The organism is Blautia intestinalis (genome assembly GCF_014297355.1).
Lineage (GTDB): Bacteria > Bacillota > Clostridia > Lachnospirales > Lachnospiraceae > Blautia_A > Blautia_A intestinalis.
Genome location: NZ_JACOQE010000003.1, coordinates 108,499 through 132,704, shown reverse-complemented (window position 1 = coordinate 132,704; position 24,206 = coordinate 108,499). Strand labels below are relative to the sequence as shown.

At 45.2% G+C, this 24,206-nt stretch carries 20 protein-coding genes; 6 read left to right on the top strand and 14 right to left on the bottom strand.

All coding sequences use genetic code 11. The features are described 5' to 3' along the window. Nucleotides 1-32: 32 nt before the first annotated feature. From H8Z79_RS06980 to H8Z79_RS06955, 6 genes are all read right to left on the bottom strand, one after another. Entirely contained in the window at nucleotides 33-1,043 is a 1,011-nt protein-coding gene (locus tag H8Z79_RS06980) for a cytidylate kinase-like family protein (protein ID WP_015543040.1), read from the bottom strand. A gap of 12 nt (nucleotides 1,044-1,055) precedes the next feature. Then, complete coding sequence (locus tag H8Z79_RS06975) at nucleotides 1,056-2,456, bottom strand: sodium:proton antiporter (RefSeq protein WP_182001925.1); 1,401 nt, start codon at nucleotides 2,454-2,456, stop codon at nucleotides 1,056-1,058. Nucleotides 2,457-2,765: 309 nt separating this feature from the next. Further along, nucleotides 2,766-3,644 carry a TPM domain-containing protein gene (locus H8Z79_RS06970; RefSeq protein ID WP_118039575.1) on the bottom strand — a complete coding sequence of 293 codons (879 nt, stop codon included), beginning with the start codon at nucleotides 3,642-3,644 and terminating at the stop codon, nucleotides 2,766-2,768. Further along, complete coding sequence (locus H8Z79_RS06965) at nucleotides 3,645-4,742, bottom strand: hypothetical protein (protein ID WP_015543041.1); 1,098 nt, start codon at nucleotides 4,740-4,742, stop codon at nucleotides 3,645-3,647. 21 nt (nucleotides 4,743-4,763) lie between these two features. After that, complete coding sequence (locus tag H8Z79_RS06960; protein WP_015543042.1) at nucleotides 4,764-5,960, bottom strand: SPFH domain-containing protein; 1,197 nt, start codon at nucleotides 5,958-5,960, stop codon at nucleotides 4,764-4,766. A gap of 24 nt (nucleotides 5,961-5,984) precedes the next feature. Next, nucleotides 5,985-7,229, bottom strand: coding sequence for a DUF1015 domain-containing protein (locus tag H8Z79_RS06955; protein ID WP_015543043.1), 1,245 nt, complete (start codon nucleotides 7,227-7,229; stop codon nucleotides 5,985-5,987). A 233-nt stretch (nucleotides 7,230-7,462) separates the two neighbouring features. Between H8Z79_RS06955 and dpaL the strand changes: the two genes are divergently transcribed. The 6 genes from dpaL (at nucleotide 7,463) to H8Z79_RS06925 (ending at nucleotide 13,250) form a co-directional block, all read left to right on the top strand. Further along, nucleotides 7,463-8,692, top strand: a complete 1,230-nt coding sequence (gene dpaL, locus H8Z79_RS06950; protein ID WP_015543044.1) for a diaminopropionate ammonia-lyase — start codon at nucleotides 7,463-7,465, stop codon at nucleotides 8,690-8,692. A 25-nt stretch (nucleotides 8,693-8,717) separates the two neighbouring features. Then, the gene (locus tag H8Z79_RS06945) at nucleotides 8,718-10,028 is read left to right on the top strand and encodes a YgeY family selenium metabolism-linked hydrolase (RefSeq protein WP_015543045.1); all 1,311 of its coding nucleotides are present in this window, start codon (nucleotides 8,718-8,720) and stop codon (nucleotides 10,026-10,028) included. Between the two features lie 31 nt (nucleotides 10,029-10,059). Then, nucleotides 10,060-11,253: a knotted carbamoyltransferase YgeW gene (ygeW, locus tag H8Z79_RS06940; protein ID WP_015543046.1), complete on the top strand. Its 1,194-nt coding sequence runs from the start codon at nucleotides 10,060-10,062 to the stop codon at nucleotides 11,251-11,253. Between the two features lie 24 nt (nucleotides 11,254-11,277). Further along, nucleotides 11,278-12,222: a carbamate kinase gene (gene arcC, locus H8Z79_RS06935; protein ID WP_187002748.1), complete on the top strand. Its 945-nt coding sequence runs from the start codon at nucleotides 11,278-11,280 to the stop codon at nucleotides 12,220-12,222. A gap of 377 nt (nucleotides 12,223-12,599) precedes the next feature. Continuing rightward, nucleotides 12,600-12,899 carry a BMC domain-containing protein gene (locus H8Z79_RS06930; protein ID WP_015543048.1) on the top strand — a complete coding sequence of 100 codons (300 nt, stop codon included), beginning with the start codon at nucleotides 12,600-12,602 and terminating at the stop codon, nucleotides 12,897-12,899. A 39-nt stretch (nucleotides 12,900-12,938) separates the two neighbouring features. Further along, nucleotides 12,939-13,250 carry a BMC domain-containing protein gene (locus H8Z79_RS06925; protein WP_015543049.1) on the top strand — a complete coding sequence of 104 codons (312 nt, stop codon included), beginning with the start codon at nucleotides 12,939-12,941 and terminating at the stop codon, nucleotides 13,248-13,250. A gap of 155 nt (nucleotides 13,251-13,405) precedes the next feature. Here H8Z79_RS06925 and yqeC read toward each other — a convergent pair whose 3' ends face one another. The 8 genes from yqeC to H8Z79_RS06885 form a co-directional block, all read right to left on the bottom strand. Continuing rightward, entirely contained in the window at nucleotides 13,406-14,755 is a 1,350-nt protein-coding gene (gene yqeC, locus H8Z79_RS06920) for a selenium cofactor biosynthesis protein YqeC (RefSeq protein ID WP_118039576.1), read from the bottom strand. Further along, nucleotides 14,752-15,555 carry a selenium-dependent molybdenum cofactor biosynthesis protein YqeB gene (gene yqeB, locus H8Z79_RS06915; protein WP_225876934.1) on the bottom strand — a complete coding sequence of 268 codons (804 nt, stop codon included), beginning with the start codon at nucleotides 15,553-15,555 and terminating at the stop codon, nucleotides 14,752-14,754. The genes yqeC and yqeB overlap by 4 nt, the downstream gene beginning before the upstream one ends. A 1-nt stretch (nucleotide 15,556) precedes the next feature. Beyond that, a complete protein-coding gene (xdhC, locus tag H8Z79_RS06910; RefSeq protein WP_015543051.1) occupies nucleotides 15,557-16,039 on the bottom strand; it encodes a xanthine dehydrogenase subunit XdhC in 483 nt (160 codons plus the stop codon). After that, on the bottom strand, nucleotides 16,036-16,938 hold the full coding sequence (gene xdhB / locus H8Z79_RS06905; RefSeq protein ID WP_118039578.1) for a xanthine dehydrogenase subunit XdhB: 903 nt from the start codon (nucleotides 16,936-16,938) through the stop codon (nucleotides 16,036-16,038). Before xdhB ends, xdhC begins: the two co-directional genes overlap by 4 nt. 15 nt (nucleotides 16,939-16,953) lie before the next feature. Next, the gene (xdhA, locus tag H8Z79_RS06900; RefSeq protein WP_118039579.1) at nucleotides 16,954-19,230 is read right to left on the bottom strand and encodes a xanthine dehydrogenase subunit XdhA; all 2,277 of its coding nucleotides are present in this window, start codon (nucleotides 19,228-19,230) and stop codon (nucleotides 16,954-16,956) included. A gap of 78 nt (nucleotides 19,231-19,308) precedes the next feature. Then, nucleotides 19,309-19,800 (bottom strand): 4Fe-4S binding protein, encoded by a 492-nt coding sequence (locus H8Z79_RS06895; protein WP_015543054.1) that lies wholly within the window; start codon nucleotides 19,798-19,800, stop codon nucleotides 19,309-19,311. 1 nt (nucleotide 19,801) lies between these two features. Then, entirely contained in the window at nucleotides 19,802-22,384 is a 2,583-nt protein-coding gene (gene xdh, locus H8Z79_RS06890) for a selenium-dependent xanthine dehydrogenase (RefSeq protein ID WP_118039580.1), read from the bottom strand. A 65-nt stretch (nucleotides 22,385-22,449) separates the two neighbouring features. Further along, a complete protein-coding gene (locus tag H8Z79_RS06885) occupies nucleotides 22,450-24,204 on the bottom strand; it encodes a selenate reductase (protein WP_118039581.1) in 1,755 nt (584 codons plus the stop codon). Nucleotides 24,205-24,206 lie beyond the last annotated feature (2 nt).

Below are 24,206 nucleotides of genomic sequence, written 5' to 3'. Positions count from 1 at the left end.
ACAACATCCTGCGGATTTTCTTTTCGCTTTATTTAATTGCGCTGCACGGTCTGCTGATTCAAAAGACGTTTGATCACATCAATCGTCTCTTTGATTCCGTAATTTGCACTGTTGATACAGAGGTCATAATTCTCCGGTTTACCCCATTTCTCACCGGTATAAAACTCATAATATCTCTTATGCTGTCTGTCCATTTTTTTGAGAAAACGAACAGCTTCCTTCATATCCATATTTCGTACATCCATGACATGCTGTATACGAACCTGGAATGGTGCACTGATAAAAATACTGATATGCGGAATGTGGTTATTTTTCAGGATTGCATCTGCACAACGTCCCATGATCAGACAGTCTTCTGTCCGTGCAAGGTCGCAGATCAGATCACTCATATTGAAGAAAACTGCATCCTGCTTTGAAAGTCCGTGATATCGGTTCAGCTCTTTCAGTTTCGTGCGAAGACTTTCGTGTGTTTTCTTTCCATATTTGTTGAACTCTGTAAAATTCTCTTTGTCCTGTACGGCATCTTTTTCTGCTTCCAGACGTTTCAGAACCTGGTCAAAGATTTCAACATCATAGTAATTGATTCTGAGATTATCCGCCAGTTCAAATCCGATATCATTTCCGGCACTTCCCTGAGTACGGCTGATACAGATCACAAGGTGGTCGTCCTCTGAAATCTTCTCACGTCTTGCGGCAAGGTTCAATGCCACACGCTCTGCATCGATGATATCTGTCTTTCCGAACATATCCGGAAGTTTCTCAATTGCCTTCAGGATCTCATCATATTCCGTCATCAGGCGACTTCTCTCGGCATCATCCTTGATAGTTCTAGCCATGTTACTGATCAGTGCCAGTTCGCTTCGAAGAAGATGTCCATCCGGTTTTGTGTACATCAGCATGCTCAGCGTACGGATCGTTGTGTCACGGTTTCCGGTAAAGGTACGTCCCAGAGACGATCCCAGTACACGATAAACCTCTCCATCCAGATCATAAATCCGATTGGCAAGTTCCGTATATATTTCCTGATTGATATTTTCTGACATAATTCTCCCCCCTTACATAAAGAACACAAGCATATCCAGTATGAATACCGGAACAAGGAATACAAGTGACCATAATATGTATCCGAAGAAGGACGGCATTTTAACACCGTTTTCGTCAGAGATTGATTTTACCATAAAGTTCGGCGCATTACCGATATATGTATTGGCTCCCATAAATACAGCCCCGCAGGAAATAGCAGACAGAAGTTTGACCGGTACGATTCCAAGACTTGTTGTCACACCATTCATAAAACCAAGTGTACCTGCAGTTGTAAGGAATACCAGATAGGTCGGTGTATTATCCAGGAAGCTGGACAGCGCACCTGTCGCCCAGAACATTTCCAGCGGTCTTGACAGACCAAGATGCGGACCAAGTGATTTCAACATCATCAGAGCCGGCTGCATCGTAACAAAAATACCAATAAACAATACGGCGACTTCTTTGATTGCACCCCAAGTAAAATGGTTTCTTCTGCGAATGCTCTTATCTGTCGTTTTAAAGGACAAAAATGCTGCAAGAAGAATCAAAACGATCTCGATCAGTGCCGGGAAAGTCAGTGTCACTTCTCCGAAAATATGGATTCCCATTACCTCTCCTGCTGCATTCTGGAATGCAGAAAGTCCCGGAAGAACACCACTTAAAATAACCGCTGCCACGATCATTACAAGGAATATAATGTTATGTAATCCATCAATATGAAATTCTGTACCCGGTTTGCTGATATCCGGTTTACGGCCCTGTGCAATATCTTTGCGGTATGCAAGTTTGTCTACATGATAGAATACAAACAGCAGGATCACCATATTAAACAGAAGCACCGGGAACAGATGCAGACTCCAGAAAAACGGAACGCCACGCATAAAGCCCATCAGAAGCGGCGGATCTCCGATTGGTGTCAGACACCCTCCCATGTTGGAAACCATAAAGATGAAGAATACCATGATATGGCTCTTTCTTTTTCTCCATGAGTTCATCTTGATGACAGGACGAACCATCAGCATACTTGCTCCGGTAGTTCCGATGCAGCTTGACAAAAGTGTTCCGAAAGCAAGCAGACACGCATTGACGCGCGGCGAGCCGGCGAAATCTCCCTCCATCGTAATGTTACCGGAAACGCAGAAAAGTCCAAACAAAAGAACAATAAAAGTAAGATAATCATTTACAATGCATTCGAGAACGGTTTCCGTTGCCTTTCCTGCACCATAAACAACAGCAAAAGGAATTATCATCAGAAGGATCCACATAAGTACAACATGTGGCTGATGTGCTTCCCACCATTCTGCTTTGATCAGCGGCATCACTGCAATACAGAGCAGAAGTCCTGCAAACGGAATACAAAGCCATACCGGCACCTGAGTGGTGGTCTCAGTGCTGCCTGCGGCCCAGACACCCGTCGGACACATCAAAAGCATGGTCAGAAGCATTCCAAAAAATGTTACTGTTTTTTTCAAAGATGTCACCCCCACGTTTAGTTTTTAACCAGTGCAAATTATATCATAACCATTGCAAATTACAATTGCACTTTCGCTCAACAAATCTTGCGTTTCTCCTGTTTATTTTGTGCAATTTTCCTATGTATTGTATTTTTATCAGTACAACGCTGTACTTCTTCAAAGTATTTATGTGTCATATTGTGCAGTTTTGATGCAAATTCACTGTATACAAAAAAGCGGCTCAGTTTCCGGAATCCACCGGGGACTGAACCATTTTTGTACGCTCTTTTAATAGTCACTGCTGGAGCCGGAAAAGCTCTCTCCGCCACTGGAAAAACTTCCGGAATCACTGTCATTATCATCATTCTTTGGTTTTTCTGTTTTTGTCATGGTTGTATAAAGGAAAATATCCCTTTTTTCAGTAAGCTCCAGTCCGCCATCTGCCGTGTACTGGTCGGCATTGGACTGCTGCACTCTTGTTTTCATTTTGCGTACCTGATACCATGTCATGAGTGCTGTCGGAATCGCCATGATTACAAAAGCCATGAGCAGATCTGTAAAAAAGCGAGAGGCCACTGTACCGTCATCTATGTCCATCGGGCGTATTTTTTTGCCCTCAGAGATTCTCGAAAGCCCTCTTTTCAAATCCCTGATCAATGACTGATAACCGCCAAACGGATCATCTGCTTTCAGCCTTTCCTTACACTTATCCAGCATTTCTTCCTGAATGCTTTCTGTGAAATCATCCTGCGTTTCCCCACGGAATACGATCGTAATATTTCTTGCATCCGGCTGATGAAAAATACACATTCCCTCATGAGTATCGCCATATCCGATTTCATTCGTCTGCATAAATGTCGCTACATACTGCCTGTAATCATGCTCCTCTCCTATATCAGGAGAAATAGCCAGCACCACATCATATTTATACTCATCATATATTTCAGCGAGCTCGTCCTCAAGTTCTGTATACTGTTCATCATTTAAGAGACCATACGCATCATATACCCATGTAAATTCTCCACCATCCGTTGTCTCATCTGCGTTATTTTCATCTGTCGATGAAGCGGCGGACGTATCTGTAGCTGCAAAGGAAACTGCAGACAAAGCCATTCCCAGGCTGACACTGAGTAACAAACCGCTTAATAACAATCTTGTTTTTTTCACTCAGATCACCCCTTTCAGACGCAGTGCTGTAACAATTGCCGCCATTATAAGAGTCAGTGGAATATGATGCTTAAACCAGTATTTGACTGCCAGCGTTTTTCCGACAGGAAGATCTCCTATCAGATGTCCGGTCTGACCATTCATTGCAAATGAATATGTCTTTCCATTCCATTTTGTATTAAGGAACCATACCGGAAACAGGCCGTATTTTACCTGTCCTTTATTTGTCACAGTAATCTTTTCTTTTTTGGTGGTTACTGTTTCATAGCATTCAACAGAAGACCGGAAGCCCTCCCGCACACTCTGTTCCATTCGCTCATAAACTCTTGCAGTCAGATCATCCGGCTCCTGATCATATTTATCCGCCATATACCCGGAAAGATAGGACAGGTTAAATTCCTTGAGATCAGCATAATCATAAGGCTCTATTGCCTCCATCATCGTGTCATCGATTGCTTTTGAACCATCAACCGGAATTTTTTGAAACTTCATTTTACCGGCACGTACTACGCGATAATGGCTGGTCTCTGTATATGTATAATCATCATCATCCCATACTCTGCTTCTGGTTGCATCATACTGGAATCTTCCTGCCGTATCCAGATCAAACAGCCAGAACGGAACATAAACCGCCTTGATCTCCTCAATATGATTTTCATTTTTGAACACCCTGGGCAGAAGCGGTTTCTTTTCGTAGTGCTTCTTAAGCGCCTCTATTGCTTCTTTTTTGGATTTTTTAAACGGGATCACATAATCCGGGCGATAGGTATCTGCAAACTGCTCCGGCATGATCATCGGGTTATCACAGTACGGACAGATGGTTGCACCTGTTGTCTTTTCCGCAAGTACTTCAGCTCCGCAGGACGGACAGCTCCATACCGCCATGTTTGATTTTTCATCTGACTGCCACTGTTCCGGTTCAAATCCCTCCCAGTGAGTCGTCGTATCTTCTTTAACTGTATCCTGCTGCTCTGCAAGCTGTTCCAGTTCCTCCAGTGAATATGTGTTTCCACAGTATTCACATTTCATTTTCTGCGATTTACTGTCAAACGCAAGGCCGGCAGAACAATTTGGGCATTTGTAATTTACTGTATCCATACATTATTCCTTCCTCACTGCTTATGGTCTCGGTTTTCCACATTCCTGACAGAATTTACCGGTGTTCGTTGCTCCACAGCTGCAGGTCCACGGTCCCGCCGGGCGCGGCTGACCACACTCCTGACAGAATTTTCCGGTATTGACTGCTCCGCAGCTGCAGGTCCATCCTCCTGCTGCCTGAGCCTGCGGCTGCACCGGCTGTGCCTGCTGTGCTCCCATCGCAAATAGATTCTGTGCATTCACTCCGCCGGCATTTGCCGCCATATTCAGTCCTGCAAATGCCATTGCCGGCCCGGCATTCTGATTGGAAGCTGCCGCCTGCATCGCACTTGCCTGTGCGCCAACCATATGAGCTGCTGCCATTGTCGGATTACGGAACGCGGCATTTCTCTGAAGCTCTTTGATCATTGCCTCATCTTCTTCGGAGGCTTTTACGCTGGATACACCAAGTGAAACGATACAGATACCACGTAAATTGTTCCATTTTTCGGAAAGTACCTGATTCAGTGCATCAGAAAGTTCCTGTGTATGTCCCGGAAGTGCACTGTAACGGATTCCCTGCTCGGAAATTCTGGCAAATGCCGGCTGCAGGGCAGTCATAAGTTCACTCTTTAACTGGCCGTCGATTTCCTCTCTCTCGTAGTCTTCTTCCACATTGCCACATACATTGGTATAAAAAAGAATCGGGTTTGCAATACGATAGCTGTATTCACCAAAACATTTAATGGAAATATCAATATCCAGTCCGACATTGGTATCTACTACACGGAAAGGTACCGGATTCGGTGTACCGTATTTGTTACCTACGAGTTCTTTGGTATTGACAAAGTAAACTCTCTGATCCTTCGGTGCTTCTCCTCCGAATGTGAAACGTTTGCCGATCTGCTGGAACACATTGCGAATTCCCTCTCCCAGATCCCCGCAGAAAACGGACGGCTCTGTAGACATATCATATTTGTATTCTCCCGGTTCTGCGCATACATCTACAACCTTTCCCTGCTCTACGATCAACATACACTGTCCGTCATTGACTGCAATTACAGAACCATTTGAAATAACATTCTCTGAGCCGTGTTTGTTGGATGATCTTCCGGATACTTTTTTGTGCGCCTTTGTGATCAGAACATCCGCCGGCATGGCTTCACAGTAAAAATATTCTTTCCACTGGTCAGCCAGTACACCACCTGCTGCCCCTGATGCTGCTTTGATCAGTCCCATACGTAAATACCTCCTTATTATTGGTTATGAAAGTTTATGAATAAACAATCCGCTTCGAAGTTTCGGTTCAAACCAGGTCGACTTCGGCGGCATCAGTTTACTTTCGTCTGCAATCTGCATCAGATCCTCCATCGCAGTCGGGAACATGGCAAACGCCACGCCTCCCGTCGAATCCGCAATCTGTGCAAGTTCGCTTAATTTGTGGCTGCCTCCTACAAAACGGATACGCTGATCCGTGCGAGGGTCTCCGATTCCGAGAATCGGTGAAAGGATTTTTTCCTGAAGGATCGAGACATCAAGCTGTCCTACAATGTCCTTCTTCGCATAGACATCATCCCACGCTTTCAGATGATACCAGTTTCCGCCCACATACATACCCATGCAGTGCTTTTCAACCGGTTTGCACGGAAATCCCGGCATGATCATCAGTTCAAAATTAAATTTCAGACTGGCGATAAACGCATGTTCATCCATACCATGAAGATCCTTTACCACTCGATTATATGCAAGAATCGTGAGCTGATCGTACGGAAATACTACAGAAAGGAAATAATTGAATTCCTCGGTTCCATCATAATCCGGATGCTCCGCACGTCTTTTCAGTCCGACTTTTACTGCTGAAGCAGCTCTGTGATGACCGTCTGCAATATATATAGAAGGAATCTCTCCAAACTGCTGTGCGATCGTTGCCTTTTCTTTCTCGCCGTCGATCACCCATGCCCGGTGTCCGATCCCGTCATCAGCCGTAAAATTGTAGACTGCATCATGTGATGCTTTCCATTCTTCCATCAGGTCAAGAAGTTCCTGCGGATATCTGCATGCCAGAAAGATCGGACCGGTATTTGCATCACAGGTATCTACATGGCGGATACGGTCCTGCTCTTTATCCTCTCTCGTAAGTTCATGCTTCTTTACAACGCCATTCATATAGTCATCGATAGAGCAGCAGCCTACCAGTCCTGTCTGTGTCCTGCCGTTTCTTGTCAGTTCATAAATATAATAACACGGTATCTCATCCTGCTTAAGGATTCCGTTTCTTTCCATATTCCGAAGATTTTCTCCTGCCTTGTCATAGACCTTCGGATCATACAGGTCGGTCTCATCCGGCAGATCCATCTCCGGGCGGTCTACATGCAAAAATGAATCCGGATTCTTGTCTCCGATCAGCTTTGCTTCTTCGCGGGTTACAACATCATACGGAAGTGCCGCTACAGAAGAAGCCTTTTCCGGTATCGGCCGCAATGCTCGAAAAGCCTGAAAAACAGCCATATTTCTAGTCTCCTTTTTGTTTCATCTGTTGTGTATCTACATGAGATATATTGTAGCATATCCTCTCTCTCTTTTCAATGAATGCAACTTTTTTCTGGTGTGCTAACTTTTTTTGTTAAAACCTAAAATTTTTTTTGATTTCTATTGAAAAATCACATATTTATGATATGATAGAATCAGCTGGAAAAGAAAAATTATGAGTTCTAAAGATTTTTTTTAAGGAGGTTTTTCTCATGACTGAAGGTTTAAAATGGACCGTCAATCACGTTGCAAAGTCAGACGATAAACATCTCGAATTAATGTCTGAAGAAAACGTGAAAAAAGCCAATGAATTTCACAAAAGTTTCCCACAATACACCGTTACTCCGCTTCAGGATCTCGCCGCTCTGGCATCCTATCTTGGTGTAAAAAGTATCCATTGCAAAGATGAGTCCTACCGTTTCGGCCTGAATGCATTCAAGGTTCTCGGTGGTTCCTACGCAATGGGACGTTACATAGCCAAAGAAGTCGGCAAGGATATCAGTGAACTTCCATATGCAGTTCTTTCTTCTGAAGCATTGAGAAAAGAATTCGGGCAGGCTACTTTCTTTACCGCAACTGACGGAAATCACGGACGCGGTGTTGCATGGGCTGCCAACCGTCTTGGACAGAAAGCCGTTGTACGTATGCCGAAAGGTACTACCAAAACACGTTTTGACAACATTGCCAAAGAAGGGGCTACCGTTACTATTGAGGAAGTCAATTATGATGACTGCGTAAGAATGGCTGCTGCCGAAGCTGCAAAGACCGAACATGGTGTTATGGTTCAGGATACCGCATGGGAAGGCTACGAAGAAATTCCTTCCTGGATCATGCAGGGATACGGAACCATGGTCATGGAAGCTGACCAGCAGTTAAAAGAAGCCGGTATCGACCGTCCGACACATGTATTTGTACAGGCTGGTGTTGGTTCCCTCGCCGGAGCTGTTGTCGGATATTTTGCTCACAAATATAAAGAAAATCCGCCGGTTATGGTTGTCTGCGAGGCAAGCGCTGCCGACTGCCTGTATCGTTCCGCCATGAAAGAATCCGGTGAACTCGTAAACGTCGGTGGTGACCTTGAAACCATCATGGCAGGCCTTGCATGCGGTGAAGCCAATACGATCGGATGGGATATCCTTCGAAACCATGTTTCCGTATTTGCATCATGCCCTGACTGGATGAGCGCAAAAGCAACCAGAATCTACGCAAACCCGCTCGGCAACGATCCGCACATCGTTTCGGGTGAATCCGGTTCTGTTCCGCTTGGACTCTGTTACACCGCGCTTCATGATGAAGATGCAAAAGACCTCAAAGAGGCTCTGAAGCTTGACGAAACCTCCAACGTACTCGTTATCTCCACAGAAGGCGACACCGACCCGGTACGTTATCGTGAGATCGTCTGGGACGGACTTTATGGAACCGATAAATCTTTAAGTAAATAAGCAACTATATATGGGAGGAACTAAAATGGATTACGAAAAAATCAAAGAAGCTGCTCAGAACTATCAGGATGATATGACCCGATTCTTAAGAGCCATCGTCAAAAACCCGGGCGAAAGCTGCGATGAGAGAAAACATATCGAAACCATCGAAGCAGAAATGAAAAAGCTGAACTTCGACGAAGTTACCATTGATCCACAGGGTAACGTTATCGGCTATATGGGTAATGGTGACAAGATTCTTGCATTCGATGCACATATTGATACCGTTGGTATCGGTAACATCGAAAACTGGAACTTCGATCCATACGAAGGATACGAAACAGACGAAGAAATCGGCGGCCGTGGTGTGTCCGACCAGTGCGGTGGTCTCGTATCTGCTGTATACGGTGCAAAGATCATGAAAGACATGGATCTGATCCCGGAAGGATACAAGATCATGGTTGTCGGAACTGTTCAGGAAGAAGACTGTGACGGTCTCTGCTGGCAGTATATCATTAATGAAGATAAGATCCGTCCGGAATTCGTTGTTTCCACAGAACCGACAGATGGCGGTATCTACAGAGGACAGCGTGGCCGTATGGAGATCCGTGTTGATGTCAAAGGTGTTTCCTGCCATGGTTCCGCACCGGAGCGTGGTGACAATGCCATCTATAAAATGGCCGACATCCTTCAGGACGTACGTTCCCTCAACGAAAACGATGATGCCGATGAGACAGAAATCAAAGGTCTCGTAAAAATGCTCAATCCGAAATACAATCCTGACTGGGAAGAGGCTCGTTTCCTCGGACGCGGTACTGTAACTGTATCCCAGATTTTCTACACCTCTCCAAGCCGCTGTGCTGTTGCCGACTCCTGTGCAGTATCACTTGACCGTCGTATGACATTCGGTGAAACATGGGAAAGCTGCCTGGATGAGATCCGCGCACTTCCAAATGTTAAAAAATACGGAGATGACGTAGTCGTTTCCATGTACAACTATGACCGTCCATCTTACACAGGATGCAAATACGAAATCGAATGCTACTTCCCGACATGGGCTATCCCGAAAGATCACAAAGTAACAAAAGCATTCGAAGACGCTTACAAACACCTTTACGGAGAAACACGTCTCGGAAACGCTGAAACAGAAGCAATGAGAAAAGCTCGCCCGCTGACCGACAAATGGACTTTCTCCACAAACGGCGTATCCATCATGGGACGTAACGGAATCCCCTGCATCGGCTTCGGACCTGGTGCAGAAGCACAGGCACATGCACCGAACGAAAAAACATGGAAAGCAGACCTCGTAAGATGCGCCGCTGTATACGCAGCACTGCCAACTTCTTACTGCAAATAAAACTCAACCATCTACACAAAAAGGAGAAAACATGAAAACTTTACAGGATTACATCGACAAGCTCAACAAACTCAACTTCAAAGAAATGTACAACAACGACTTCTTCTGGACCTGGGACAAAACAGACGACGAACTGGAAGCAGTCTTCACCGTTGCTGACGCTCTCCGTTTCATGAGAGAACACAACATCTCCACAAAAGTATTCGAAAGCGGTCTCGGAATCTCCATTTTCCGTGACAACTCCACACGTACACGTTTCTCTTTCGCTTCTGCATGCAACCTTCTTGGTCTGGAAGTGCAGGATCTCGATGAGAAAAAATCACAGATCGCACACGGCGAAACCGTTCGCGAAACAGCAAACATGGTATCCTTCATGGCTGATGTAATCGGTATCCGCGATGACATGTACATCGGTAAAGGCCATGCATACCAGAAAGAATTTATGGATGCAGTAACCGAAGGAAACAAAGATGGAATTCTCGAGCAGAGACCGGCCCTCGTAAACCTTCAGTGCGATGTTGACCATCCGACACAGTGCATGGCAGATATGCTCCACATCATCCACGAATTCGGCGGTGTTGAGAACCTCAAAGGCAAAAAACTTGCCATGACATGGGCTTACTCCCCATCCTACGGTAAACCACTCTCTGTTCCACAGGGTGTGATCGGTCTGATGACACGTTTCGGTATGGACGTTGTTCTTGCTCATCCGGAAGGATATGACGTAATGCCGGAAGTTGAAGAAATCGCAAAGAAAAACGCAGAAGCAACAGGCGGTTCCTTCACAAAAACAAACAGCATGGAAGAAGCATTCAAAGATGCAGATATCGTATATCCAAAGAGCTGGGCTCCATTCGCAGCTATGGAAAAACGTACTAACCTCTATGCAGATGGTGATTTCGACGGAATCGATAAACTCGAAAAAGAACTTCTCGCTCAGAATGCAGAGCATAAAGACTGGGCATGCACAGAAGAACTCATGAAAACAACAAAAGATGGCAAAGCTCTGTATCTCCACTGCCTGCCGGCTGACATTACAGGTGTAAGCTGTGAAACAGGTGAAGTTGACGCATCCGTATTTGACCGTTACAGAATCCCGCTTTACAAAGAGGCAAGCTTCAAACCATACATCATCGCAGCTATGATCCTTCTCGCTAAATTCGAAAATCCACAGGATATCCTGAAAAAACTGGAAGTAAAAGCTGCACCAAGAATTTTCGAATAATCTTTTTGAATAAGGGTTTTTACAATGTATAAAAGAAAACGAATCGTTATCGCCCTTGGGGGAAATGCACTGGGCAATACGCTTCCGGAACAGATGCAGGCGGTCAAAACTACCGCCCGCGCTCTGTGCGATCTGATTGAAGAAGGTCATCAGGTCGTTGTCGTTCATGGCAACGGTCCGCAGGTCGGCATGATCAACAATGCGATGGCTGCACTTTCCAGAGAAGATGAAAATCAGCCCAATACACCGCTCTCCGTCTGTGTTGCCATGAGTCAGGCTTACATCGGCTATGACTTACAGAACGCACTTCGTGAAGAGCTCCGGAAACGTGGATTCATGCGTACTCCTGTCGTCACTGTCGTAACACAGGTGCGTGTAGATGCAAATGACCCTGCATTTCAGAATCCCAGCAAACCAATCGGGCATTTTATGACAAAAGAACAGGCTGAACATGCCGAAAAGGCATACGGCTATATCATGAAAGAAGATGCCGGCCGTGGCTATCGCCGTGTTGTCGCATCTCCAAAACCTGTCGAGATCGTCGAACAGGATGCCATCAACAGCCTTGTAGATGCAAATAAAATCGTTATCTGCTGCGGTGGCGGCGGAATCCCTGTCACACTACAGGGTGATCACCTGAAAGGTTCTTCTGCCGTGATCGACAAAGATTTCGCAAGTTGTCTGCTTGCAAAGGAACTTGATGCAGATATGCTGATCATTCTCACCGCTGTTGAAAAAGTTGCCGTAAACTTCGGTAAAGAAAATGAGAAATGGCTCGATGAAATGACTGTAGCCGAAGCTCAGAAATATGTGGACGAAGGACAGTTTTCTCCCGGCTCCATGCTTCCGAAAGTTCAGGCTGCCATGGATTTTGCATCATCCGGACCGGAGCGGACTGCTATGATCACGCTTCTTGAAAAAGCAAAAGATGGAATCCTCGGCAAAACAGGAACCAAAATCCATATGTGATACAAATGACAAAAGGAGTATAATTCCGCTCATCCGATCGGGTTATACTCCTTTTATAATATGCATTCCAAATATGAACAACGGATCCAGAATGATATTTAAAACTGCGCCAATGTCATCAGAAGCGATACCTCAATTTCCAGTTATTCCGCCACACTCCGTAAAAAGTAAAATACACTCCTCAAAGATTTTCTTTCCACGCCTCAACACAACACAATTCCACTGCTTTTTATCCTGTTTTCATCAAAAAACCACATTTCTGTTTCTTTAAAATCCACAAAAATGCATAATTGTCTCTTGTTTTTCCCATCAAAAAACGGTATAATAAGTTTAGTTTAGGAAGATTTTATATTCCAGAGTGAATAGATGGAGGTATTATGGCTGAAAATTATAATGGTATGGCAGTGGGGATTTTTGAACTTGACAGTTTTGCTGCCTGCTTTGTAGCACTTGATGCTGCTTCCAAAGCAGCAAATGTAAGAATCCAGAATATTGAACGTAACCGTCTCGGTGCCGGTGCATGTGTTAAGATGCGTGGTTCCGTTTCCGACGTAACAGCTGCTATGGAAGCTGCTATCCGTACCGCAGAACCAATTGCCAAAGTAGTTTCCCATACAGTAATTGCATCTCCGGCTCACGATACAGAACCGGCTATGTATATGACTGCAAACAAGTAATATCAAATACGAATACATACTTAAAGTGAGGATTATATAATGAGATATGGAGCATTTGGATTAGTAGAAGTGGTCGGAAGCAGCAACGCAATCATCGTAACCGACCAGATGCTTAAAACAGCTGATGTGTCTTTTCTTACACGAAACGGCAAATGTGGCGGACATGAGACAGTTTTTGTGACAGGTGATGTTTCTGCTGTTACCGCTGCTGTACAGGCTGTCAAAGAAAACCCTCCGTGTGATGTCTGCTTCGCAGCAGTAATTTCCAATCCATCAGAAGAAACTGTACGTCTTGCAGAAGAAGACGCCCAGAAACACGGATTTATGAAAAAAACTAATACAAAGAAATAATATTACTGATATTTTTTAATTATGATACACGATTATTTAAAAAGGAATAAAGTATGTATCCAGAATTATTGGAACATACTCTATTCCTTTTTTGCATGGTCATCTTTTATTCTGCACCACGAACCCCACTGTTACAGTATTCCTGTCAAACGAAATCACAACGGTACATCTACATCCTGCAGTTCCCTCTCATCACTTATTTTAAGATATGCTACATCTTCAGGATGCTTTTTTATAATCTGCTTACCGCCTTTATCTCCGGAAATTGCCATCAGTTCTTTATAATATTTCTCAGAAAAAATACAGGGATTTCCTGTTTTTTCGCCCCAAACGGTGCATGCCATTCCCTTGTTTTCGCTCTGAAACGCGTCATGAAGCGCAATGATTGTTTCCGCCGTGAGCCATGGCTGATCGGATACCGTAAAGAGACATGCATCCGCGTCTTTTGCGATTTCCAGTCCGATCTGCATAGAGGAAGAAATCCCTCTCTCCGGCTGTGGATTAATCAAAACCTCCGCACCGATTTCTTTTGCTGCATCTATGATCTCCGCATACTTTTCCTGTGTTACCACCACGATACGGCTGTTCTGCATTTTTGCTGCTGCTTTCTGAAGCTGTCTTAAAGTCCGCAGATACATTGTATTCCCCTCTACCTCATACATCAGCTTATTCGAACCGAAGCGGCGGCTGTTTCCCGCCGCCAGCATAATAAGTGCCAATTTTACTCTCTTAGATGGGATCTGAGCTGTTCTCTTACGCTCTGTTTCTAACTTACCGCAGGTATGATATTCTTTCTCTCTCAGGCTTCCCCAGACTGCATGGATGCCCTGTTCTTCCAGTCTGTCAGCAATACTCTCTGCTGCCTGAAATTTCCCCGGGATATCTGCTTTATTCAGCAGTACACGGTATTCTCGTCCATCCACGCATTTTCGGAGAGCTTCTGTGGATAACACAATCCTTACAATATCTTCTTCTGTAAGCTTCTTTTCTGTCTCTTTTCCAAGGAAATCCGCAACGTTCTCCGGTCTGTGGCATACTTCCCTTATTGGTCTGCCAACCGCATCTATCCCTGCTACCGCAATCACCAGATCCGTCTGCTCCCAGATCACGGGTTCCCAGCCTGCCGGTACTTTCAACGGATATCTTTTTGCACCATCTGCTTCGATCAGCATCACATCCGCCAAAACTTTAATTTCTTTCAGCTTTTCTTCCGACAGTGCACCGATCTTACGTTTTTCTCTGTCCAATGAAGCAGCAATCGTATATCCGCATTCTTCCAGATTCTGCTTTATACTTATCATATCTCCATCTTCAGCAAACGGCCGCTCCGGATCATACGCCATGTGTGTAGTTGTCGTTATGATCACCTTTTTGCCTGCAGCCGTCAGTTCCTCCATCATCCGGAAAATCAGACTTGTCTTTCCGCCTCCACCAACGACCGAAAGCACCGGATATCTGTCTGCATCTATATCCAGTGCTTTCAGGATGGAGTCCGTCCGTATCACGGCAGTACTCCTTCTGACAATAAGATTTCAACCACACTGCCCGCAATACAGCGTGCTTTATCCGAAATTGTATCGCATTTTTTCTTCTGCTCTTTGCGGGGATCAATATCCGCTATCTTCATTCCTTCCGGCACCACGAATCCATCCCGGATGATGCCTCTTAATACACCGGTCAGAGATGCATATACCGGTGTTTCGTCCACCATGGCAATAATCTGGTCTTTTTCCACAATATCGCCGATTTCTGAATAGTTGTGCATCATCCCGACAGCCGGTGAGTGAATCACACGCTCTTTTCCATATCCGGCAATCATCCCCGGAATTCCTGTATTCGGCGCTGCTGTGCCTTTTTCGATCACTCTTGCGAGATTATGTCCTCTCTGCGTTTCTACTACATAATCAACATCCATACGTGCTGTAAATCCCGGTCCAAGCCCAATCGTAAGCGGTGCCATTGCTCTTGTCGTCCCGAGATTCTTTTTGGCAAGGATTGCATCGATCAGCGCATCCGGTTTTAATTCAGAAACTGCATCTGCAGCCTCATCAACCAGAATCGGAATTTCTTTTTCATCCCATACTTTCCGGCACTCTGAAATATCTTTGATCAGCCTTCCGGTAACACCCTCAACACTCGATGTTCCGTCATAGACTGCTTCACCAAAAGAAACTCGCCGCCGTATCGCACTCGGCTTCGCACATTCCATCACCAGCACCTGATACCCGCATTTATATAGTCTGTGGATCACTCCGCTTGCAAGATCCCCGCCGCCACGTACGATCAGTGTTGTTTTATGTTTCATCTCAGCTGTCATTCCTTTCATGCATCACTTTTTCTACCGCATTGACGATATTCTGGTATCCCGTACAGCGGCAGAGATTTCCGGACATTTTTTTCTTGATTTCTTCTCTGGTCAGTTCTTTTCCCTGCTCCAGCAGAACCGTTGCAGACATGATAAATCCCGGTGTGCAGAACCCGCACTGCACCGCGCCTTCCTCAATAAACGCTTCCTGGATCCGTGTCAGTTCACCGTTTTTTTCCAGGCCTTCCAGTGTACGGATGTTTTTGCCCTCCGCCCAGACCGCCAGATAAATACAGGAATCAATGGTTTCACCATCGATGATCACAGTACAGGCGCCACACTCTCCGACTTCACAGCCTCTCTTTACAGAGGTCAGCCCGAGGTGATTACGAAGCATATCCAGAAGAGATTCTCTCGGATCAACATACTCTGCCACTTCTTCTCCGTTTACCACGCACTGAACAAGTATTTTTTCTTTTTTCATGCTTCTTCACCTCCCATGCCGTTATCTATTCTGGCAAGCTCTGCTGTCCGAAGCAGCGCTCTTTTTGCAATTTCTCCGCCAATCTGAAGGCGGAAATCTCTCGAAGCTCTCCAGGAATCTCTCGGATGGATTTCACCTCGAATACTTTCTTCCAGTTCCTGATAAAGACTCTCATCCAAAATTCTGCCTTTCAGTTTTTCTTCCGTCTCCACACATCTGTACGGAACCGGTGCTGCCACGCCAAAGGTAATGCGTACATCTTCCAGAATGTTTGTTTTTGTATCAATTTTGCTGACCACACTGCAGCTCAACGTTGCAATATCCATTGCATTTCGCATCGAATATTTAATATAGTGTCCGTGATATCCTGCATATTCTTTTTTCGGGATTATCACATGGGTAAGTACCTCGCCCGGATGCAGGTCTACACGTCCCGGTCCCAGATAAAATTCCCGTACCGGTGCAATCCTGCCTCCGTCTTCATTTGCAATGTGCAGAAGTGAATTGTAGGAAAAAACCGTTGGTACACTGTCCGCACTGACCGCTCCATTACAGATATTTCCACCGATCGTACCTATATTTCGAATCTGTGGGCCGCCAACCTGGTCAACGGCTTCTCCCAGAACCGGAATGTATTTCTGTATGATCGGATCCGCTGTAATATGCGAAAATACAGTTCCTGCGCCAATCAGAATATCGCCGTCCTCGTTCCTTGCAATACCTTTAATTTCCTCAACATCCCGGATAGATACCAGAGAAGTACCTGCCATTCTGCCCTCACGGATCTTGATCAGGACATCACTGCCACCTGATATAATTCTGGCATCCGGGTGTTCTTTCAGAAGCAAGACTGCCTCTGATACGGTTTTTGCATTATAGTATTTCTCAATATCATACATAATCTGCGCCCCCTCTCAGATAAGTCCTGCTTTTTTGAATCCGTCGATCAGACGCTGTGGTGTCAGCGGATTTTCATTAAATGCAACACCGGTTGCATGAAGCACTGCATTACGAATTGCCGGTGCACTCGGAATTGCCGGCGGTTCTCCAAGAGCTTTGTTTCCATATGGACCCATCGGATCATCCATTTCCACAAAACCTGCTTTGATGTCCGGCGTATCCAGCATCGTCATCAGTTTATAGTCCAGAAGATTACCGTTTAAAGGTCTTCCTGTCTTTTCGTCAAGAATCAGCTGCTCACTGATGCCATAGCCCATGCCCATCGACATACCACCATGTACCTGCATTTCGGCAAGCTGTGGATTCAGAAGTTTTCCACTGTCATGTACATTGATGATATGAAGAATCTTTATCTTTCCAAGTTTGATGTCTACTTCAACTTCGGCAAAACAACAGCCGGTTGCAATCGTATTTTTCTTTACCTGTTCAGATACTTCTGCTGTCAGTACAGAAGAATTCGTCAGGCTGTAATAACTTTCTTCTGCCAAAGCAGCAAGTGAAATTACCTGTTCTTCGTCTGCCCAGATCCAGTTATCACGAAGACTTAATTCTCTGGTATCTATCTCCGGCAGTAAAGTCTTTGCATAAGCCAGAATCTTGTCTCTTAAAATTTCTGCACAGTGTTTCACTGCGGTTCCGGTTACAAAAGACTGTCTGGAAGCATAGGCTCCCGTATCAAACGGGGATACGTCCGTATCCTGCACAGTCTGGATGTGTACATGAGCCATATCTGTATGAAGTGTTTCTGCAACCATCTGTGAAAATACTGTATCCGCTCCCTGTCCGATCTCCGTTGCACCAAGCTGAAGCTGCACACTGCCATCCTGATTCAGCGAAAGACGTGCCCCTGCGATTTCCAGTGAGATCGGCCATACACCGGTTTTATACGAAAACAGAGCCATACCTACCCCTCTGCGTACCGCTCCTGTCTGCTTTGCATATTTTTTTCTTTTTTCATCCCAATGAATATATTCTGCACCCTTTTTCAAACATTCAAAAATACCGTTCGTATTTGCAGCGATCGGTTTCAGATAACGGTCTTCATAATATCCTTCAATTAAGTTTTTCCTGCGGAATTCCAGTGGATCCATGTGGATTGCCTCTGCCACATCATCCATAAAGCACTCTATTGCGAAGCATACCTGCGGAATGCCGTAACCTCGCATTGCACCGCCTACCGGTGTGTTGGTATAGATCGTATAAGCCTCTCCGCGGATATTAGGACAGGCATATTGCAGTCTCCATGAAGTCAGACCGTTCGCTGCGATCGCATGACCGTGTGATGCATAAGCGCCCTGATTGGAATAAGAGTGCATATCCTTTGCAACAAGCTTTCCTTCTTTATCCACGCCTGCGGCAAGATCAAATTCAATAGCATGACGGGTTCTCGTATTGCAGAAAGTTTCTTCTCTGCTGATATCCAGTTTGACCGGTCTGCCGCCCACCTGCGTTGTCAGGAAAGCATTCAGTGGTTCATATAAGACATCCTGCTTATTTCCGAATCCACCTCCGATATATGGCTTGATCACACGGACATCGCCCCACGGGATTCCCAGCGCCTGACCAATGACACGACGCACGATATGCGGAATCTGCGTAGATGTCACAACCACGATCCGCCCTTTTTCCATATAGGCATACGAAATCGGGTTTTCGATATGACAATGCTGTACGATTGGAGTCTTATATGTGCCTTTTACCATCGTTTCAGCTTCTTCCATACCTTTATCGACATCTCCGATAAAATAATTTGAACGTGCAAGTACGTTATCTTTTTTATCGAAATGAATCGGCGGTTTGCTTCCATACATGGATTTACGCGGATGAATCTCAACCGGATATTCCTCATATTCTACTTTGATCTTTTTCAACGCTCTGGATGCAATAATTTCATCCTCCGCAACAACCGCTGCAATATCATCTCCATAATAGCGCACACGACCGGTCAGCAGATTCCTGTCTGCCACATCCTGATGTGCCAGTTCCACAGACCATGGATGTCCCGGTGTCGGATAGCAATGATCCGGGACATCATGGAACGTCACAACCTTCACCACCCCTTCCATGATCTCGGCCTCACTTGTATCAATAGATTTTACGATTCCATTTCCAATTGTTGCATGCAACACTTTCGCCACCAGACATCTTTTCGGAAGTAGATCTTCTGTAAATTTTGCTCTTCCGGTGACTTTCTCATATGCGTCTACACGCGGAACACTTTTTCCGATCATGATTACTCACCTTCTTCATAAAATTTTCTCAATCAAATCTTTTGAATAGAAAAAAACTTACCTGTTAAAATACTTCTGTCATTTTATTTCTGTATATATTCCGCGCAGATCATAAATTGCATGCTGTGGACATTTCACCGCGCACATCCCACAGCTTAAACACAGTTCTTCATTGATCACGGCATGATTCTCTGTAATCTGAATGGCACCTGCCGTACAGGTCTTTTCGCAGATACCGCAGCCGATACAGCTTACTTCACACTGTTTCTTTGCCGCTGCTCCTTTGCTCTTATTAGAGCATTTTACAACAATATAGTTTGCACACTCGTGAATGTGAATAATCTCCTGTGGACAGACCTTTGCGCATTTCCCACAGGCAATACATTTCTCCTCATCCACTTCTGCCGCACCATATTCATTTAGAAAAATCGCCCCTAATTTACATGCCTGTATGCAGGCGCCACAGCCGATACAGCCATCAGCGCATCCCTGTCCGTCTTTTGCCGTCCGACACCCACCATTACACGCCACAAGGGCTGCACGGTACGGAAATCTTTTTTTCACAGCCATATCACCACTTCCTTTCGTATGGTGTATCTGTAAGCGGCAGACTGTATCTCCGTATTCCGTCATAGCGGAAATATGCGTCTGCAATCGCCGGTGCTGTAGGAATCGACGTGATTTCTCCGATACCGATTGCACCGCACGCTACATTTAATCCCGGCTTATCTACAACAATTGCTTTGATCTTCGGAACTTCATGAGAGCGGAACAAGCCGAGTGACCCATATTTCTGGATTGGCCTGCAGTTTTCGTCAATCGGATATTTTTCTCTGAGTGCATATCCCATCGACATTACAACACCGCCTTCAATCTGACCTTCGCAGGACAGCGGGTTGACTGCTTTACCGACATCATGTGCCGCAACGATATGTTCCAGCTCACCGGTCTTTTTATCCAGTATACACATCTGCGTTGCATATCCATATGCTACATGTGAAACCGGATTCGGTACATTGGCTCCAAGTGGGTCTGTCTTTGCAAGATATTCTCCGTAATACACTTTTCCCTTCATATCACTCAGACTTTTCCCTGATTTTCGGTCTTCCATCAGCTTTTCACAGGCTCTCCGGCATGCTTCTCCGGTGATCAGTGTCTGTCTCGAACCGGACGTCGTACCGGAATCCGGTGCGATCCAGGTATTGCTTCTTTCGTATACAATATCCTGATGTTTCAGATCAGTATTGGTCACAACCATCTGTACAAGAACCGTACCGAGTCCCTGACCGATGCAGGATGCTCCGGAATAGATATGCAGTTTCTCATCGTCTTCCACGATCAGCTTCACACGTCCGGTATCCGGGATGCCAACACCGACACCGGCATTTTTCATTGCACAACCGATTCCGACCGGTTTTCCCTCTGCCAGAGCAGTCTCATAATCCTCCCGAACCGCCTCCAGTGTCTCAATAAGACCGGTAGACTCATCTACAATCTGACCGTTCGGAAGCACTTCTCCCGGACGTATCGCATTACGGTAACGAATTTCCCACGGTGTGATTCCCACTCTATCTGCCATCATATTCAGAAGTGTTTCTGTTGCAAAACAGGTCTGGGTGACACCAAATCCACGAAAAGCACCCGCTGGCGGATTATTTGTATAATAGGCAGTCCCTTCAATTTCGAAATTCTCATAATGATATGGTCCTGCCGCATGCGTGCAGGCACGTTCGAGCACCGGTCCGCCAAGAGATGCATATGCTCCGGTATCAGAAACTACAGTAGCTTTTACTCCCATAATATTTCCATGTTCATCACATCCCATTGTCATATCCATATAGAACGGATGACGTTTCGGATGCACCAGAAGGGACTCTGCCCTGGTCAGTTTTACTTTGACCGGTTTTTTTGTCACATAAGTAAGAAGTGCTGCCAGATGCTGAACCGTCATATCTTCTTTTCCACCGAATCCGCCTCCGACCAGTGCATTCTGCACTTTTACTTTGTCCGTTCCAAGAACAAGGGAACATTCATGCAATGTCTGGTGTGCTGACTGGTCTGTCGAATAAATAAATACATCCCCATCCTCATCATAAAATGCAACCGCGCATTCCGGTTCCAGAAAAGCATGTTCCGTCCACGGTGTCTCAAAGTGATGCGAGATCACATATTTGGAATTCTGAATTGCTTCTTCTGCGTTTCCACGGCTGATATGTTTATGCGCGCAGATATTGTTTTCCTCTTCGTCAAACACCTTGTATGCGTCCGGTGCAGCTGCCTCTTCAATCGTGTGTACAGGTGGCAGTACTTCGTATTCTACTTTTATCAGTTTCTTTGCTTCTTCCGCTGTTTCTCTGTCCTGCGCGGCAACCAGCGCGATCGCATCTCCCAGATAATGTGTAAGGCCACCGACCGGAATCAGCGTATACTGATCATGTTTCAGATGTCCGATTTTGTTTTCTCCCGGTATATCTTCAGCAGTCACAACAGCTTCTACACCCTCAAGTGCTCTGGCTTTGGATGTATCAATGGAAAGGACTCTGGCACGCGCATATTTACTTCGAAGTGCCGTTCCATAAAGCATTCCATCAAGATAAAAATCATCCGGGTATCTGCCTGTTCCAAGCACTTTTTCCTCTACGTCGATCCTCGACACACGGTTTCCAAGTGTCCAGTTCTGATCTCCATCATCCGGAATGACACCGGTATCCAGAATTTTTGCAGCAAGTCGAACTGCATCCATGATCTTTACATAACCGGTACAGCGACAATAGTTATTTCGCAATGCATACCGGATTTCATCATCAGAGGGCGTTTTATTTACGTCCAGAAGCACCTTTGTACACATCACCATTCCCGGGATGCAAAAACCGCACTGTACAGCTCCCGCCTTTCCGTATGCATAGGTGTAAACCTGTTTTTCCCATTCCGTCAGCCCTTCCACCGTGATCACTTCCCTGCCTTCCAGCAAATCCGTATCCGGGACACATGCCTTGCAGGTCTTTCCGTCAATGATCACAGTGCAGGCTCCACATGCCCCTTCACTGCATCCATCCTTTACAGAAGTCAGATGAAGCTCATCCCGCAGAAATCGTAACAGTTTTTGATTTTTTTCAGTCTGAACAGTCCTGCCGTTCACCTTAAATGTTGCCATAGTGGCTCTCCTTTTCACTGCTCATATGATACCTGTGGAGTTTTTGCAATATGCTTTTCCCGCTATCACATAAACAGGTATGTATAGTCGTTTATCACAGTACAGATCAGTTTGCCGAGATCCTCATTAAGAATTTCTGATGGCTGGTCAGCTTTTACTTTTTCCTGTCTGTCTCCGATACGTACCAATACCTCTTTTGTTTCGGCATCAAGTACGGTAAATCCATTATTGGTGCTGTCCTCCATATCTTCTTCTGTTGCAAATAGCGTAAATTTGTCTTTATACGGTGCACCTGCATACTGACAGAAAGAACGACAGTTTCCACATTCGTTGCACATATAATCTATGTGAAGAATCTGCAAAAGTTCCATCTCCGGCACTTCAATCAGCACATTTGCACGGTTTGGACATACGTCTGCACAGTTTCCACAGACACGTTTATGTCTGGTAAATTCTTTTACTTTCGGTGCATCTTTTTTCTTCAGGCAGTCAAGAAGAGGTGATTTTTCCTCAGTTTGTTTAGCTGCCGCTTTTTTGACTGTTTTTTGATAATGTGCATCTGTAAGTGAATCCTCTGCAAGTTTCTTCAGTGTTTCAACCTGAACCTCTCCACATTTTCCGATTTCACAGGTATCTGCTTTCTCGGCAATACGCGTCAGCCATTTGTATCCGCCCGGTTTCAGAAGTACCGTTGCAACTGTAACCGGCCAGATGCCGCAGCCCACGATCTGATCAATGTTTTTCTGATCCGCCCCTCCCGAGAAAGACATCGGAAGTTTTCCGTCAAAGGATTCCGCAAGTCGTGACGCAACTGAAATAGACAGCGGGAACAACGCCTTGCCGGACATGTACATTTCTTCTCCCGGAAGTTCCTGCCTCTTAATATCAACAGGAAATGTATTGGTCAGCTTCACCCCGAAAGAAAGTCCTTCCTGTGAAGCGGTTTCCAGCAGACGTTTCAGCATCGGAACTGCATCCTCATACTGCAGGTCATCTTTGAAATGGAAATCCGTAAATGCCATATAATCATAGCCAAGATCATCCATTGCCTTTCTCACAAATTCATAGCCGAGAAGTGTCGGATTGCATTTTACGTAAGTGTTGATATGTTTTTCTTTCAGAAGATATGTCACAATATTTTCAATTTCCTGTGGCGGACATCCGTGCATTGTGGAAAGTGTGATCGAATTGCAGATTTCTGCAGGGACCGCCTCGATATCTTCTTTTGTCACATGTTCAAAAAGACTGATATGCTCCAGAAGCCACTGTTTGCATTCTTTGAAGATTGCCGTATCTCCGGCATCTTTCAGCCCTTCAATAAAGTCATCAATCTTTTTGTCTTTGATGCCCTCAAGGTTGTAGCCACAGGACATGTTGAACTGGAATCCGTCCGGACTTCCAAGTCCGAATTCTTTTGCGATCACATGAATAAGTATCCAGCCTTTAATATACTCTGCCATTGCCTGCGGTACATAAAGTTCTGTTGACCATTCGCAGTTGTATGCTTCATCTTCCGCCACGATACACGGCTTCGGAATGCATGCAGAAAGCTCCGGTCCATCCATTTTCTGTACAGTTTTTAATTCAAAAAATCTGGCACCTGCGACATATGCAGCCACAAGATTCTGTGCAAGCTGTGTATGTGGACCTGCTGCCGGTCCCACTGGATTTTCAAGTTTTCTTCCGAATATTTCGATTGTTTTTGACTGATCAGCCACATAAGCTTTCTGAATACCAAACACCTGACCTGTTTTTTTATATTCATTCAAGATCCATTCCGTCAGCTGTCCGAATGGAATACTTTTCATAATATCACTCATAT